The following is a 15,724-nucleotide window of genomic DNA, read 5'->3' on the forward strand; positions in this document are numbered from 1 at the left end:
GAGGTACGGGGAGTTGCCGCTGCGGCCGCGCAGGTCCTCGACGGAGAAGCGGCGTCGCGCCTCCGGGTCGTAGAGCACGACGTTCGCGGCGGCCCCGACACGACCCAGAAGGGCTCCTAGTCCGTGCCAACGACACGCCTCAGCACCGAACCCACCGCCGTCCTCGTCCTCGAGGACGGACGACGATTCCGGGGACAGGCCTACGGCGCCCGAGGCCGCACCCTGGGCGAGATCGTCTTCGCCACCGGCATGACCGGCTACCAGGAGACGCTGACCGACCCGAGCTACGCCGGCCAGATCGTCGTGCAGACCGCGCCCCACATCGGCAACACCGGGACCAACGACGAGGACATGGAGTCGCGCCGCATCTGGGTCGCCGGCTACGTCGTCCGCGACCCCTCCCGCGTCGTCTCCAACTTCCGCGCGCAGCGCTCCCTCGGCGACGACCTGGAGACCGACGGCATCGTCGGGATCTCCGGCGTCGACACCCGGGCGATCACCCGCCACATCCGCTCGGCCGGCTCGATGCGCGCCGGCGTGTTCTCCGGCGAGGACCTCGCCCTCCCCGAGGAGGAGCAGCTCGCGCTGGTCCTCGGCGGCCGGCAGATGCAGGGGCTCAACCTCTCCTCCTCGGTCTCGACCGACGAGCAGTACACGGTGCCTGCCCGCGGCGAGCGCGTCGGCTCGGTCGCGGTCATCGACCTGGGGGTGAAGACCTCGACGGTCAACTACCTCGCGGAGCGCGGCTTCGACGTCCACGTGCTGCCCGAGTCGGTGACCGCCGAGCAGGTGCTCGCGCTCGACCCGTCCGCGCTCTTCTTCTCCAACGGCCCCGGCGACCCCGAGGCCTCGGACCGCCACGTCGAGCTGCTGCGCACCACCCTGCGCGCCGACCTGCCGTTCTTCGGCATCTGCTTCGGCAACCAGCTGCTGGGGCGCGCTCTCGGCTTCGGCACCTACAAGCTCCCGTTCGGCCACCGCGGGATCAACCAGCCCGTGCTCGACAAGCTCACCGGCCGCGTGGAGATCACCTCGCAGAACCACGGGTTCGCCGTGGACGCGCCGATCGAGGGCGAGCTGGACTCGCCCGAGGGCTTCGGCCGCGTCGAGGTCAGCCATTACTCCCTCAACGACTCGGTCGTGGAGGGCCTGCGCTGCCTCGACATCCCCGCCTTCTCGGTGCAGTACCACCCGGAGGCGGCGGCCGGCCCGCACGACTCCAACCACCTCTTCGACCGCTTCCGCGAGATGGTCGTGCAGCGCACGGCCGGGCGCGGGGCCTCGGAGCCCACCGACATCCCCACGACCAGCAGCATCGGAGAGCAGAAGTAATGCCGCGCAGGGAAGACATCCAGAGCGTCCTGGTCATCGGCTCCGGCCCGATCGTCATCGGACAGGCCGTCGAGTTCGACTACTCCGGCACCCAGGCCTGCCGCGTGCTGCGCGCCGAGGGGGTGCGCGTGATCCTCGTCAACTCCAACCCGGCGACGATCATGACCGATCCCGACTTCGCCGACGCCACCTACGTGGAGCCGATCACGCCCAAGGCGATCGAGGCGATCATCGCCAAGGAGAAGCCGGACGCGATCCTGCCGACCCTCGGCGGGCAGACGGCCCTGAACGCGGCCATCCAGCTGCACGACCTCGGGATCCTCGAGAAGTACGGCGTCGAGCTCATCGGCGCGAGCTTCGAGGCGATCAACCGCGGCGAGGACCGGCAGATCTTCAAGCAGCTGGTGCTGGACGCGGGCGCCGACGTCGCGAAGTCCTACATCGCGCACACCGTCGACGAGGCGATCGAGTACGCCGAGGACCTGGGCTATCCCCTCGTCATCCGCCCGTCGTTCACCATGGGCGGCCTGGGCTCCGGCTTCGCCTACACCCGCGAGGAGCTGGTGCGGATGGTCGGCGACGGCCTGCACCAGAGCCCCACCACCGAGGTGCTCCTGGAGGAGTCGATCCTCGGCTGGAAGGAGTACGAGCTCGAGCTGATGCGCGACACGGCCGACAACACGGTCGTCGTCTGCTCGATCGAGAACGTCGACCCCGTCGGCGTGCACACGGGCGACTCGATCACCGTCGCACCGGCGCTGACCCTCACCGACCGCGAGTACCAGAAGCTGCGCGACATCGGCATCCGGATCATCCGCGACGTGGGCGTGGACACCGGCGGCTGCAACATCCAGTTCGCGATCGACCCGGCGGACGGCCGGATCATCGTGATCGAGATGAACCCGCGCGTCTCCCGCTCCTCCGCCCTCGCCTCCAAGGCGACCGGCTTCCCGATCGCCAAGATCGCCGCGAAGCTCGCCATCGGCTACCGCCTGGACGAGATCCCGAACGACATCACCAAGGTGACGCCGGCGAGCTTCGAGCCGACGCTGGACTACGTGGTCGTGAAGGTCCCGCGGTTCGCGTTCGAGAAGTTCCCGGCCGCCGACAAGACGCTGACCACGACCATGAAGTCGGTGGGCGAGGCGATGGCGATCGGCCGCAACTACGCGCAGGCGCTGCAGAAGGCGCTCCGCTCGCTCGAGAAGCGCGGCTCGTCGTTCCACTGGGGCGCGCAGGAGCGCTCGGTCGAGGAGCTCCTCGAGATCGCGAGGACCCCGACCGACGGCCGCATAGTCACCGTGCAGCAGGCGCTGCGCCTGGGAGCCACGGTCGAGCAGGCGTTCGAGTCCACGAAGATCGACCCCTGGTTCCTCGACCAGATCGTGCTGATCAACGAGATCGCCGACCTGGTGTGCGAGCACGACGGCCTCGACGCCGGACTCCTCCGCCTGGCGAAGGACCACGGCTTCTCGGACGCGCAGATCGCCGAGCTCCGCGGGCTCGACGAGGCGGAGGTCCGCCGCACCCGCTACGCGCTGGACGTGCGCCCGGTCTACAAGACCGTCGACACCTGCGCGGGCGAGTTCCCGGCGCTCACGCCGTACCACTACTCCTCGTACGACGAGGAGACGGAGGTCGTCGCCGCCGACCGCCGCAAGGTCGTCATCCTGGGCTCCGGCCCCAACCGCATCGGCCAGGGGGTCGAGTTCGACTACTCCTGCGTGCACGCCTCGTTCGCGCTCTCGGACGCGGGCTTCGAGACGATCATGATCAACTGCAACCCCGAGACGGTCTCGACCGACTACGACACCTCGGACCGCCTCTACTTCGAGCCGCTGACTCTCGAGGACGTGCTCGAGGTCATCCACGCGGAGTCGCAGTCCGGCGAGCTCGTCGGCGTCGTCGTGCAGCTGGGCGGCCAGACGGCGCTCGGGCTCGCCGCGGGCCTCGAGGCGGCCGGCGTGCCCATCCTCGGCACCACCCCCGCGAACATCGACCTCGCGGAGGAGCGCGGCGCGTTCTCGCGGATCCTCGACGAGGCGGGACTTCTCGCTCCGCGCAACGGCACCGCGACCGACCTCGACGGCGCCCGCGAGGTCGCGGTGGAGATCGGCTACCCGGTCCTCGTCCGTCCGTCGTTCGTCCTCGGCGGGCGCGGCATGGAGATCGTCTACGGCACGCCCCAGCTCGAGGACTACTTCGAGCGGATGGCCGGCGAGGGGATCATCGACGAGGCGCACCCGCTGCTGGTGGACCGCTTCCTCGACGACGCGATCGAGATCGACGTCGACGCGCTCTTCGACGGCGAGCAGCTCTACATCGGAGGAGTGATGGAGCACATCGAGGAGGCCGGCATCCACTCCGGCGACTCGGCGTGCACGCTCCCGCCGGTGACGCTCGGCCGCCGGCAGATCGACCAGGTGCGGGAGGCGACCCTCGCGATCGCGCAGGGCGTCGGAGTCCGAGGACTGCTGAACGTCCAGTTCGCGATCGGCCAGGGCGTGCTCTACGTGCTCGAGGCGAACCCCCGGGCCTCGCGCACCGTGCCGTTCGTGTCGAAGGCGCTGGGCATCCCGCTCGCGAAGGCCGCGTCGCGCCTGATGGTGGGCGAGACCATCGCCGCGCTGAAGGCCGAGGGCCTGCTGCCCGAGCGCGACGGCTCCGACGTCCCGATGGACTCTCCCATCGCGGTGAAGGAGGCGGTCCTGCCGTTCAAGCGCTTCCGCACCAAGGAGGGCCAGATCGTCGACTCGCTGCTCGGGCCCGAGATGCGCTCCACCGGCGAGGTCATGGGGATCGACCGCGACTTCCCGCGCGCCTTCGCGAAGAGCCAGGACGCCGCGTACGGCGGCATGCCGGCGAGCGGGACCGTCTTCATCTCGGTCGCCGACCGCGACAAGCGCTCGATCGTCCTGCCCGCGCTGCGCCTGCGTCAGCTCGGCTTCGACATCCTCGCGACCGAGGGCACGGCCGAGGTGCTGAACCGCAACGGGATCCAGGCCCGCGTGGTCCGCAAGTACAGCGAGACCGCCGAGGGCGACGCGCCCTCCATCGTCGAGCTGATCGCCCGCGATGAGGTCGACGTGGTGATCAACACGCCCAGCGGAGGAGCGACCCGCGCCGACGGCTACGAGATCCGCGCCGCCGCGGTCGCCGCGGACAAGCCGCTGTTCACCACGATCGCCCAGCTCGCGGCGGCGGTCGCCTCGCTCGACGCGGCGAACGAGCCCTTCGAGGTGACGAGCCTGCAGGACTACGCCCTGCGCCGCGCGGAGCGCACCGCGTGAGCGGCGGCGCGGCGGGCACCGCCTCCTTCGGCTCGCGCCTCGAGGCGGCGTTCGCCGCGCACGGCCGGCTCTGCGTCGGGATCGACCCGCACGCGTACCTGCTCGACGCGTGGGGCCTCGCCGACGACGCGGCCGGGCTCGAGAGCTTCGGCCGAACGGTCGTCGAGGCGGCGGCCGGCCGTGCGGGCGTGGTGAAGCCGCAGATCGCGTTCTTCGAGCGGCACGGCTCGGCGGGCTACGCCGCGCTCGAGCGCGTGCTCGCCGACGCCCGCGAGGCCGGACTGCTGGTGATCGCCGACGTCAAGCGCGGCGACATCGGCACGAGCGTCACCGCCTACGCCGAGGCGTGGCTCCGGCCCGGCTCGCCGCTCGAGGCGGACGCCATGACCGCGGCGGCCTACCAGGGGCTCGGCTCCCTCGAGGGGATGCTGACCCTCGCCGAGGAGGCGGGCAAGGGCGTGTTCGTCCTCGCAGCCACCTCCAACCCCGAGGCCCGCCCCGTGCAGCGCGCCCTCGTGCAGGACGGCGGCCGGGCGGGATCCACCGTGGCACGCGCGGTCGTGGCGGACGTGGCATCCTGGAACGACGCTCACGCTCGCGCGTCGATCGGCTCGGTCGGCGTGGTGCTCGGCGCCACGGTCGCCCTGGGCGACTTCGGCATCGGCATCGACGAGCCGCTGCACCCCGCACTCCCGGTGCTCGCGCCCGGCTTCGGCCACCAGGGCGCGGCCGTCGCGGACGCGCAGCGGCTGTTCGGCGCGCTGAGCGCCGCCACCATCGTCAGCGAGTCGCGGAGCGTGCTCGGCGCCGGCCCCTCGGGGATCGCGGCCGAGATCACCCGCCGCGCGACCGACATCCAGGAGACCCTTGTCCGCTGAAACCGTCAGCCCCGATCCCGGCGCCTCCTCGCGCCCGGAGGCCGTGCGCCGTCCCTCGCCGCCCGAGGTCGACCGGCGCGCCGCCTCCGAGGCCGCGATCGCGGCGCGCCGTGCCCGCGCCGCCGTCAAGAAGGCCGTCGCCGCCGGACGCCGCCCCGCGACCGCCGTGCTCGCGGCGGCCCAGGCCGAGCCGCTCGGAGTCGAGGGGCGGATGCGCGTCAGCGAGCTGCTCCGCGCCGTGCCCGCACTCGGCGTGGTGAAGACGCCCCGGGTGATGGACCAGCTGCGGATCGCCGAGTCGAAGCGCCTCGGCGGGCTCGGCCGGCGCCAGGTCGAGGGCCTGTCGTCGTTCCTGGAGGAGCGGGAGTCGCGGCAGCGCCGCCCCGGCCGCAACCGCCTGCTCGTCCTCGCCGGTCCGACCGCTGTCGGCAAGGGCACCGTGTCGACCTACATCCGCGAGAACTACCCGGACGTCCTGCTCTCGGTCTCGGCCACCACCCGGGCCCCGCGTCCGGGCGAGGTGGACGGCGTCAGCTACTACTTCGTCGACGACGCCGAGTTCGACCGGATGGTCGCGGCGGGGGAGTTCCTCGAGTACGCCGTCGTCCACAACGCTCACCGCTACGGCACGCCCCGCGGCCCCATCGACGCCGCGCTGGAGCAGGGCCGGCAGGTGATGCTCGAGATCGACATCCAGGGTGCCCGCCAGGTGCGCGAGCGGATGCCGGACGCGCGGCTGGTCTTCCTCCTGCCGCCGACCTGGGACGAGCTGGTCCACCGGCTGGTCGGCCGCGGCACCGAGAGCGCGGAGGAGCAGGAGCGCCGTCTGGCCACCGCGAAGGTGGAGCTGGCCGCGCAGGACGAGTTCGACTTCGCCGTCGTCAACAGCACCGTGCCCGAAGCGGCCCGCGAGGTCGTAGAATTGATGTCGCCTCGTGCCGACGGCGCGCCCGCTGACCCGGGCCGCTGACACCGGGCCACCGACCACCTCCGGGCCGACGCCCCGGGTCCCACCGGGCACACGCCCCTCGGAGCCCGCGCGCCGTGTTGCTCCGGAGCCGCAGATCGGCGCTGATGCGCCTGCAAGGAGACACCCATGGCCAACAACCTCGGCATCATCGACCCGCCCATCGACGAGCTCCTCTCGAAGGTCGACTCCAAGTACGCGCTGGTGATCTTCGCCTCCAAGCGCGCCCGCCAGATCAACGACTACTACGCCGACCTCCACGAGGGCAGCCTGTTCGACAACGTCGGCCCGCTGGTCGACTCCACCATCGACGACAAGCCCCTCTCGGTCGCACTGCACGAGATCAACGAGGACAAGCTCGTCGCCAAGCCCCTCGCCGAGTAGTCCCCTCCGGATGGGCTCCTCTCTCGAGGCCGGCCGACGGCTCAACGTCGTCGTCGGCATCACCGGCGGCATCGCCGCGTACAGGGCCGTCGGAGTCGTCCGCGCGCTGGTCCTCGCGGAGCACGACGTGCACGTCGTCGCGACCGAGGCCGCGCTGCGCTTCGTCGGGAAGCCCACCCTCGAGGCCATCTCGCGGAACCCGGTGCACACCGAGCTCTACGAGGGCGTCGCCGAGGTCCGGCACGTGGCCATCGGCCAGGCCGCCGACCTCATCGTGATCGCGCCCGCGACGGCGCACACGCTCGCCAAACTCGCTGCCGGCCTCGCCGACGACCTGCTCGGCAACACGGTGCTCGCGAGCACCGCCCCGCTCGTGGTCGCCCCCGCGATGCACACCGAGATGTGGGCGAACGCCGCCACCGTCGCGAACACGGCGGTGCTCCGCTCCCGCGGCGTGCACGTCGTCGGCCCCGCGGTCGGCCGCCTCACCGGCGCCGACTCGGGCCCCGGCCGTATGGAGGAGCCCGAGACGATCGTGGCGGAGGCCCTCGCCGTCCACGCCCGCTCAGCCTCCGCCCGCCGCGACCTCGCGGGCGTGCGCGTCCTCGTGACCGCCGGCGGCACCCGCGAGCCCCTCGACCCGGTGCGCTTCGTCGGCAACCGCTCCAGCGGCAGGCAGGGCGTCGCGCTCGCGCTGGCCGCTGCGGCCCGGGGCGCGGAGGTCACCCTCCTCGCCGCGAACCTCGACGTGCCGGCGCCGGAGGGCGTCACGGTCCTCCCGGTGGGCACCGCGCTCGAGCTGCGCGAGGCCGCCCTCGCCGCGGCCCCCGGCGCGGACGTGGTGATCATGGCCGCGGCCGTCGCCGACTACCGGCCCGCCGCGGTCGCCGACGCGAAGATCAAGAAGGAGCAGCAGGGCGACCGTCTCGTCCTCGAGCTCGTCAAGAACCCGGACGTCCTCGCCGAGATCTCCGCCTCCCGGCGGGAGGGGCAGATCGTCGTCGGCTTCGCCGCGGAGACCGAGCCGGACCGGGACGCGATGCTCGCCCTCGGCCGCGCCAAGATCGCCCGGAAGGGCTGCGACCTGCTCGTCCTCAACAGGGTGGGCTGGGCCGAGGGTTTCCAGAGCGACAGCAACGCCGTCGTGGTCCTCGATCGGGCCGGCGATATAGTTGGCGAGGCCTCGGGCAGCAAGGCGGAGGTGGCCGATCGCGTCCTCGACGCGGTCGTGCGCTAGCCCCGCCGGTCCGCCCGCCCAGGCGCCGATCGCCTGCCGCCCGGCATCGCGCCCGCCAGGCCACTCCCGGTACGAACGACCCCGGTCCGCACGAGCCGGGACGAGAAGAGAAGCATGACCTCCGGTCCCCTCCGCCTGTTCACCTCCGAGTCCGTCACCGAGGGCCACCCGGACAAGATCTGCGACCAGATCTCGGACCGCATCCTCGACGCCCTGCTCCGCGAGGACCCGCACAGCCGGGTCGCCGTCGAGACGCTGGTCACGACGGGGCTCGTGCACGTCGCGGGCGAGGTCTCCACGAGCGGCTACGTCGAGATCCCCAAGATCGTGCGCGACACGATCGTCGAGATCGGCTACGACTCCTCGGAGAAGGGCTTCGACGGCCGCTCCTGCGGCGTCTCGGTCTCGATCGGCCAGCAGTCGCCCGAGATCGCGGCGGGCGTCGACACGGCGCTCGAGGTCCGCTCCTCCGAGGCGGGCGAGGACGCCTTCGACCGCCAGGGCGCGGGCGACCAGGGCCTGATGTTCGGCTTCGCGACCGACGAGACCCCCGAGTACATGCCGCTGCCGAGCTGGCTCTCGCACCGCCTCGCCGAGCGCCTGGCCGCCGTCCGCAAGTCGGGCGAGCTCGACTACCTCCGACCCGACGGCAAGACCCAGGTCACCATCGGCTACGACGGCACGACGCCGTCCACCATCGACACCGTCGTCCTGTCCACCCAGCACGCAGAGCACGTCAGCACCGAGACGATCCACGCGGACATCGCGGCGCACGTCATCCGCCCCGTCCTCGAGACGGTCGACCTCGACTCCTCCGCCGTGCGCCTGCTGATCAACCCGACGGGCCGCTTCGAGATCGGCGGCCCTCAGGGCGACGCCGGGCTCACCGGCCGCAAGATCATCGTCGACACCTACGGCGGAGCGTCCCGCCACGGCGGCGGCGCGTTCTCGGGCAAGGACCCGTCGAAGGTGGACCGCTCGGCCGCCTACGCCATGCGGTGGGTCGCCAAGAACGCGGTCGCCGCGGGGCTCGCCTCGCGGCTGGAGGTGCAGGTCGCCTACGCCATCGGCAAGGCGGCCCCGGTCGGCCTCTACGTCGAGACCTTCGGCACCGGCACCGTCTCCGACGAGACGATCACCGAGGCGATCCGCTCGGTCTTCGACCTGCGCCCGGCCGCGATCATCCACGCACTCGACCTGCTCCGCCCGATCTACGCGCAGACCGCGGCCTACGGCCACTTCGGCCGGGAGCTCCCCGACTTCACCTGGGAGCGCCTCGACCGGGTCGACGACCTGCGCTCCGCCGCGGGCCTCTCGTAGCGGGCGCGGCGGCGATGGCGACGAGCGGAGCCGTCGCGCGCGTGCTCCTGGACTCGCCCCTCCCGCAGCTCGACCGGCTCCTGGACTACGCGGTGCCGGAGGCGCTGCGCGGCGAGGTGGTCCCCGGCGTGCGCGTGCGGGTGCCGTTGCGGACCGGAGGCCGGATCGCCGACGCGTTCGTCGTCGAGACGGGGGAGGGGACCGAGCACGCCGGAGCGCTCAGCGGCATCGAGGAGCTGGTCTCGCCGCTCGTCGTGCTGACCCCGGAGGTCTGGGCCCTCGCCCGCCGGGTGGCCGACCGCGCCTCCGGAGGCGCGAGCGACGTGCTGCGCCTGGCCGTGCCGCGCCGCCACGTCCGCGTCGAGAAGGCGCGACTCGCCGCGGGTCCCGCTCCTGCGGCGCAGGCGGTCGAGGCGGGCGGCGTGACGGGCTACCCCGACGCCTCCTTCGCGGGACTCGCCGAAGGGGCCCGGCTGGCGGTCGGCGCCGTGCCGGCTCCCGTGAGGCTCGAGTCGGGCGCGTGGGTCGGCGGCTGGGCCGTCACGCTCGCCGAGCTCGCCCGGGACACGCTCGCCGCGGGCCGCGACGCGATCCTGGCGGTCCCCGACTACCGCGACCAGGAGCAGCTGGAGCTCGCTCTCGCCGCCCTCGTCCCCGCGGAGGCGGTGGTGCGCCTCGATGCGCGGCAGAAGGGCGCCGAGCGCTACTCCGCCTTCGTCCGCTGCCTCGATCCCGGGCCGCGGGTCGTCGTCGGCAACCGCTCCGTCCTCTACGCGCCCTCCTCCGCCCTCGGCCTGATCGCGCTCTGGGACGACGGCGATCCGCTCTTCGCCGAGCCGCTCGCGCCCTACGCGCACGCCCGCGACGTCGCCCTGGTGCGGCAGGAGCAGAGCGGCGCCGGCCTCGTCCTGCTCGGCAACACGCGCACGGTCGAGGTCGAGCGGCTCGTCGAGATCGGCTTCGCGACCGAGGTGGAGCCGCGGCCGAGCCGCCGCCCGCACGTCGTGCCGACCGCCCAGCAGTGGGCGGCCGACGAGCACGACGCGGCAGCGCGCATCCCCTCCTCCGCCTGGCGGGAGGCGCGGAAGGCCCTCGACTCCGGTCCCGTGCTCGTCCAGGTCGCGCGACCCGGCTACGCGCCGGTGGTCGCCTGCGCCCGCTGCCGGACCGTCGCACGCTGCAACCGCTGCCAGGGTCCGCTCGGCGTGCACTCCGAGGGCGGGCGGCCGAGCTGCGGCTGGTGCGGCCTGATCGCGGCCGACTGGACCTGCTCCGTCTGCGAGGCGACGGCTCTGCGCCTCGTCTCCCTCGGCGCGGGCCGCACCGCGGAGGAGCTCGGACGCGCCTTCCCGGGTGCCAAGGTGATCGTCGCCGACGGGCAGCGCCCCGTGCTCACCCTCCCCGACGAGCCCGCGCTCGTCGTGGCCACGCGCGGGGCGGAGCCGCGGGCCGACGGCGGCTACCACGCCGTCCTGCTGCTGGACGGCGAGCGGATGCTGGCCCGCGAGAGCCTGCGGGTCGCCGACGACGCGCTCCGCACCTGGTCGAACGCCGCGGCGCTGGCCCGCCCGGGCGCGCCGGTCCTCCTGGTCGGGGTCGGCGGCCGGCTCGCGACCGCCCTGGCGACCTGGCGGCAGGCCGAGTACCTCCGGGCCGAGCTCCAGGAGCGGCGCGCTCTGCGCTTCCCGCCCGCGGTGCGCCTGGCCACGGTGAGCGGCGACGCGCACGCGGTGGAGGAGGCGCTCGACGCGCTCGACGAGGACGACCGGCACGAGGTCCTCGGTCCTGTCGGGCTCGAGGACGGCTCCGTCCGGGCGATCGTCCGGTTCGACTACGCTCGCGGTGCGGATGTGGCCGCGCGCCTCCGCTCCGCCGTGATCCGCAACGCCACGCGCCGTCGTCGCCCGCCGACCACGCCCGGCCGCTTCCGGCCGGCCCCCCGGCTCCGGGTCCGTCTCGACGACCCCGACATCCTCTGACTCCCCAGGAGACCCCCGTGCGCCTCGTCTTCGCCGGCACGCCCGCCGCCGCCGTTCCGACCCTCCGCGACCTCGCCGCCTCCGCGCACGAGGTCGTGGCCGTGGTCACCCGGGAGGACGCCCCGGTGGGACGCAAGCGCGTGCTCACCCCCTCGCCGGTCGCCGTCGTGGCCGAGGAGCTGGGGATCCCGGTGATCCGGGCGAACCGCCTCGACGAGGACGTGACCGACCGGATCGCGGAGCTCGCCCCCGACCTCGGCGTGATCGTGGCCTACGGCGGCCTCGTCCGGCAGCGCCTGCTGGCGGTGCCGCGCCTGGGCTGGATCAACCTGCACTTCTCCCTGCTGCCGCGCTGGCGCGGGGCGGCTCCCGTCCAGCGGGCGCTGATGGCGGGCGACACGCGTATCGGCGCGAGCGTCTTCCAGCTGGTCGCCGAGCTCGACGCCGGTGACGTGTACGCCGAGCTCGCCGTCGACGCGGGGGAGCACACCGCGGGCGAGCTGCTGACGGAGCTGGCCGGGAGCGGCGCCGGCCTCACCCTCGGCGTGGTCGACGCGCTGGAGGAGGGCACGGCCGTCGCGACTCCGCAGGCCGGAGAGGCGACCCCCGCTCCCAAGCTCGACGCCGCCGACGGCCGGATCGACTGGAGCCTCCCGACCGCGCGGGTACTCGCGCTCGTGCGCGGAACGACTCCCGAGCCCGGAGCCTCGACCGCGGTGGGGGACGCGCGCCTCAAGGTGCTCGCGGTCCGCGCGGCCGAGGGGGACCTCGCTCCCGGCGTCGTCCGCCTCGACGCGGGGCGCGCCCTCGTCGGCACCGCGGACGGAGCGGTCGAGCTGGTCACCGTCCAGCCCGCCGGCAGGACCCCGATGGCCGGCGCCGACTGGGCCCGCGGCCTGCGCGAGAGCACGGTGCTCGCGTGAGCGCCCGTCGCGAGGCCGCTCCCGCCCGCCGGGTCGCCTACGACGTCCTGCTCGCGGTGAGCGGGTCGGACGCCTACGCCAACCTGATCCTGCCCGCGCGGATCAGCGCCGCCGGCCTCTCGCCCGCCGACGCGGGACTGGCCACCGAGCTCTGCTACGGCACTCTGCGGATGTCCGGCTACTACGACCGCGTGATCGCCCTCGCGGCCGGCCGGTCCGTCGAGAGCATCGATGCGCCCGTGCTCGACGCGCTGCGCCTGGGCGTGCACCAGCTGCTCGCGACCCGCGTGGCCCCGCACGCCGCGGTGAACGAGAGTGTCGCGCTCGTCGCGGCCGGCTCCTCGCGGGGAGCGGTGGCCTTCGCCAACGCCGTGCTGCGCGCGGTCTCGCGCTCGAGCGCCGGCGAGTGGCGCGAGCGGGTCTCCGCGGCCGCGGTCTCCGGGGACGACCGGATCGCCGCGCTGAGCTCCCACCCCGTGTGGATCGTGCGCGCCCTGCGACGGGCGCTGGCGGCGGAGGGGGCGGCCGACGAGCTCGACGCGCTGCTCGCCGCCGACAACGCGGCTCCGCGGGTGAACCTGGTGGCTCTGCCGGGCCTGGCGTCTCCCGGCGAGATCGCCGACGCCGAATCCGACCGGTTCTCGCCGGTCGGCATGACCAGCACCGGCGGCGACCCGGAGGCCTTCCCCGCGGTGCACGAGGGCCGCGTGCGCGTGCAGGACGAGGGCTCCCAGCTCGCCGCTCTGGCGCTCTCCCGGGCACGGCCGGTCCGCCCGGGCGAGCGCTGGCTCGACCTGTGCGCGGGACCCGGCGGCAAGGCGGCGCTGCTCGCGGCGGAGGCGCGCGCAGGCGGGGCGGCGCTGCTCGCCAACGAGGTGGTCCCGGGCCGCGCGGGCCTGGTGCGGCAGGCGCTGGCCGCCGTCGACCCGTCGGTCGAGGTGCGCACCGGCGACGGGCGCGACCTGGGCGACGAGCAGCCGGGCTCGTTCGACCGCATCCTCCTCGACGCGCCGTGCACCGGTCTCGGTGCGCTGCGGCGTCGGCCCGAGGCGCGCTGGCGCAAGTCCGCGGCCGACGTGGAGCCGCTGGCCGCCCTCCAGGGCGAGCTGCTCGACTCCGCGGTCCGGGCTCTCGCTCCCGACGGGCTGCTGGCCTACGTGACCTGCTCGCCGCACCTCGGCGAGACCCGGCGCGTGCTCGCCCTCGCGCAGGAGCGGCACGAGCTCGACCTCGTCGACACGTCGGCCGTGCTGCGCGCGGTGACGGCGGACCCGCTCCCGCTGCCGGAGGGCACCCTCCACGTGCAGCTCTGGCCGCACCGGCACGGCACCGACGCCATGTTCGTGCAGCTCCTCCGCCGCCGGCCCCTCGAGGCGGCGTCCGGGAACGCCTGACCCCTCCGGAGCGGGAGCGTGCTCGGCCGGGCGGACGCGGAGGACGCTCCGATCTAGGCTGGACGCATGCCCGCACGGATCAACCCCAGCATCCTCTCCGCCGACTTCGTGAACTTCGAGGCCGAGCTGCAGCGCATCGCCGGAGCCGACCTGGTGCACGTCGACGTGATGGACAACCACTTCGTGCCGAACCTCACCTTCGGGCTGACCATGGTCCAGCGCCTCCAGGACGTCTCGCCCCGGCCGCTCGACCTGCACCTGATGATCGACGACCCCGACCGGTGGGCCCCCGACTACGCCGAGACCGGCGCCTACTCCGTGACCTTCCACGCCGAGGCCGCGCGCGACGCCGTGGCACTCGCGCGGCGCCTGCGCGGGATCGGCTCGCGGGCGGGGATCGCGCTCAAGCCGGGCACGATGGTGGACGACTACCTCGACCTCCTGCCCGAGTTCGACCAGGTCCTCGTGATGACGGTCGAGCCCGGCTTCGGGGGCCAGTCCTTCATGCAGGAGACGATGCCCAAGCTGCGCACGCTCCGGAACGTGGTGGACCGCACCGGGCTCGACGTCTGGCTCCAGGTCGACGGCGGGATCGCACCCGGCACGATCGAGATCGCAGCGGAGGCGGGAGCCGACACCTTCGTCGCGGGCTCCGCGGTCTTCGGCGCGGACGACCCGGAGGCCGCGATCGCGTCGCTGCGCGAGACGGCGACCGCTCACCTGCACCGGCACTGAGGCGTCCCGCGCCCGGCCGCCGTATAGACTTCCCCGGTGAAAACTTTCGACGACCTCTTCGCTGAGCTGGGCGAGAAGGCCGCCGCCCGTCCCGAGGGTTCGGGCACCGTCCGCGAGCTCGACGCCGGCGTGCACTTCATCGGCAAGAAGATCGTCGAGGAGGCAGCCGAGGTGTGGATGGCCGCCGAGTACGAGGGCGACGAGCGCACCGCCGAGGAGATCTCGCAGCTGCTCTACCACCTGCAGGTGCTCATGCTCGCCAAGGGACTGACGACGGCCGACGTCTACCGGCATCTGTGAGCCCCGCCCCGCTCGCCGGGGTGCGCCTCCGCTCCGCGCCGTCGCGCCCGCACGCTCCCCGAGGAGCCGTGCCGCCCCCTGAACAGCCGTCGAGTCATGAAGGACGTCCCGTGACCACCACCCCCGCCCCGGCGCTCCTGCGCGTCGCCGTCCCCAACAAGGGCTCCCTCTCGGAGACCGCCGGTCAGATGCTCGCGGAGGCCGGCTACACCGGCCGCCGCGACCCGAAGGAGCTGCACGTCGTCGACGAGCGCAACGGGGTGGAGTTCTTCTACCTGCGCCCGCGCGACATCGCCACCTACGTCGGCTCCGGCGCTCTCGACGTCGGGGTCACCGGCCGCGACCTCCTGATCGACTCCGGCTCCGAGGCGCGCGAGATCGCGAGCCTCGGCTTCGCCAACTCCACCTTCCGCTTCGCCGGGCCCGCAGGCCGCTACGACGAGCTCGCGCAGATCGACGGCCTCCGCGTGGCGACCAGCTACCCGGGCCTCGTGGGCCGCTTCCTCCGGGAGCACGGCGTCGAGGTGACGCTGATCCGCCTCGACGGCGCGGTCGAGTCCGCGATCCAGCTCGGCGTCGCCGACGTCATCGCCGATGTCGTCGAGACCGGCACCACGCTCCGCAAGGCCGGCCTCGAGATCTTCGGCCCGGTCATCCTGGACTCGACCGCCGTCCTGGTCTCCGCCGCGGGGGAGCCCGAGGGCATCCCGGTGCTGCTGCGCCGCCTGCAGGGCGTGCTGGTCGCCCGCGAGTACGTGCTGCTCGACTACGACTGCCCCGTCGCGCTCCTGGAGAGCGCCACGGCGATCGCCCCGGGCTTCGAGTCGCCGACGGTCTCGCCGCTGCACGACGCCGAGTGGGTGGCCGTCCGCGTGATGGTGCCGCGCTCGGACATGAACCAGGTGATGGACCGCCTGTACGACCTGGGCGCCCGCGCGATCCTGGTCACCTCCATCCACGCCGCGCGCCTGTAGAGGGGGAGCCG

13 protein-coding genes are annotated in these 15,724 nt (G+C 73.6%); all 13 read left to right on the forward strand.

From position 1 onward, the window contains the following. The first annotated feature begins 123 nt into the window (after positions 1 to 123). Positions 124 to 1,332, forward strand: a complete 1,209-nt coding sequence (carA, locus tag C5C33_RS06485; RefSeq protein WP_104225321.1) for a glutamine-hydrolyzing carbamoyl-phosphate synthase small subunit — start codon at positions 124 to 126, stop codon at positions 1,330 to 1,332. Then, entirely contained in the window at positions 1,332 to 4,622 is a 3,291-nt protein-coding gene (gene carB / locus C5C33_RS06490; protein ID WP_104260717.1) for a carbamoyl-phosphate synthase large subunit, read from the forward strand. The genes carA and carB overlap by 1 nt, the downstream gene beginning before the upstream one ends. After that, on the forward strand, positions 4,619 to 5,500 hold the full coding sequence (gene pyrF / locus C5C33_RS06495) for an orotidine-5'-phosphate decarboxylase (RefSeq protein WP_104246781.1): 882 nt from the start codon (positions 4,619 to 4,621) through the stop codon (positions 5,498 to 5,500). Before carB ends, pyrF begins: the two co-directional genes overlap by 4 nt. A 43-nt stretch (positions 5,501 to 5,543) precedes the next feature. Next, positions 5,544 to 6,470, forward strand: coding sequence for a guanylate kinase (gene gmk, locus C5C33_RS06500; protein ID WP_181136204.1), 927 nt, complete (start codon positions 5,544 to 5,546; stop codon positions 6,468 to 6,470). A 126-nt stretch (positions 6,471 to 6,596) separates the two neighbouring features. Beyond that, positions 6,597 to 6,851, forward strand: a complete 255-nt coding sequence (gene rpoZ, locus C5C33_RS06505) for a DNA-directed RNA polymerase subunit omega (RefSeq protein WP_104221835.1) — start codon at positions 6,597 to 6,599, stop codon at positions 6,849 to 6,851. Positions 6,852 to 6,861: 10 nt separating this feature from the next. Beyond that, the gene (gene coaBC, locus C5C33_RS06510) at positions 6,862 to 8,088 is read left to right on the forward strand and encodes a bifunctional phosphopantothenoylcysteine decarboxylase/phosphopantothenate--cysteine ligase CoaBC (RefSeq protein ID WP_104260719.1); all 1,227 of its coding nucleotides are present in this window, start codon (positions 6,862 to 6,864) and stop codon (positions 8,086 to 8,088) included. Between the two features lie 114 nt (positions 8,089 to 8,202). Further along, positions 8,203 to 9,408 carry a methionine adenosyltransferase gene (gene metK / locus C5C33_RS06515; RefSeq protein ID WP_104221839.1) on the forward strand — a complete coding sequence of 402 codons (1,206 nt, stop codon included), beginning with the start codon at positions 8,203 to 8,205 and terminating at the stop codon, positions 9,406 to 9,408. 14 nt (positions 9,409 to 9,422) lie between these two features. Continuing rightward, the gene (locus C5C33_RS06520) at positions 9,423 to 11,387 is read left to right on the forward strand and encodes a hypothetical protein (RefSeq protein WP_104260720.1); all 1,965 of its coding nucleotides are present in this window, start codon (positions 9,423 to 9,425) and stop codon (positions 11,385 to 11,387) included. Between the two features lie 17 nt (positions 11,388 to 11,404). Continuing rightward, the gene (locus tag C5C33_RS18425) at positions 11,405 to 12,310 is read left to right on the forward strand and encodes a methionyl-tRNA formyltransferase (RefSeq protein ID WP_181136203.1); all 906 of its coding nucleotides are present in this window, start codon (positions 11,405 to 11,407) and stop codon (positions 12,308 to 12,310) included. Continuing rightward, complete coding sequence (locus tag C5C33_RS06530) at positions 12,307 to 13,704, forward strand: RsmB/NOP family class I SAM-dependent RNA methyltransferase (RefSeq protein ID WP_258069190.1); 1,398 nt, start codon at positions 12,307 to 12,309, stop codon at positions 13,702 to 13,704. Before C5C33_RS18425 ends, C5C33_RS06530 begins: the two co-directional genes overlap by 4 nt. 66 nt (positions 13,705 to 13,770) lie before the next feature. Beyond that, on the forward strand, positions 13,771 to 14,439 hold the full coding sequence (gene rpe, locus C5C33_RS06535; RefSeq protein ID WP_104260722.1) for a ribulose-phosphate 3-epimerase: 669 nt from the start codon (positions 13,771 to 13,773) through the stop codon (positions 14,437 to 14,439). Between the two features lie 36 nt (positions 14,440 to 14,475). Next, entirely contained in the window at positions 14,476 to 14,739 is a 264-nt protein-coding gene (locus tag C5C33_RS06540; protein ID WP_055791842.1) for a phosphoribosyl-ATP diphosphatase, read from the forward strand. 110 nt (positions 14,740 to 14,849) lie between these two features. Then, complete coding sequence (hisG, locus tag C5C33_RS06545; protein ID WP_104221851.1) at positions 14,850 to 15,713, forward strand: ATP phosphoribosyltransferase; 864 nt, start codon at positions 14,850 to 14,852, stop codon at positions 15,711 to 15,713. Positions 15,714 to 15,724: the final 11 nt, after the last annotated feature.

The sequence above is a fragment of the Rathayibacter sp. AY1H3 genome (genome assembly GCF_002932015.1).

Bases quoted from the DNA above. Each gene is read 5' to 3' on its own strand.
- carB (WP_104260717.1), top strand. From the start codon at position 1,332: ATGCCGCGCAGGGAAGACATCCAGAGCGTCCTGGTCATCGGCTCCGGC.
- C5C33_RS06520 (WP_104260720.1), top strand. From the start codon at position 9,423: ATGGCGACGAGCGGAGCCGTCGCGCGCGTGCTCCTGGACTCGCCCCTC.
- coaBC (WP_104260719.1), top strand. From the start codon at position 6,862: ATGGGCTCCTCTCTCGAGGCCGGCCGACGGCTCAACGTCGTCGTCGGC.
- rpe (WP_104260722.1), top strand. From the start codon at position 13,771: ATGCCCGCACGGATCAACCCCAGCATCCTCTCCGCCGACTTCGTGAAC.
- metK (WP_104221839.1), top strand. From the start codon at position 8,203: ATGACCTCCGGTCCCCTCCGCCTGTTCACCTCCGAGTCCGTCACCGAG.
- rpoZ (WP_104221835.1), top strand. From the start codon at position 6,597: ATGGCCAACAACCTCGGCATCATCGACCCGCCCATCGACGAGCTCCTC.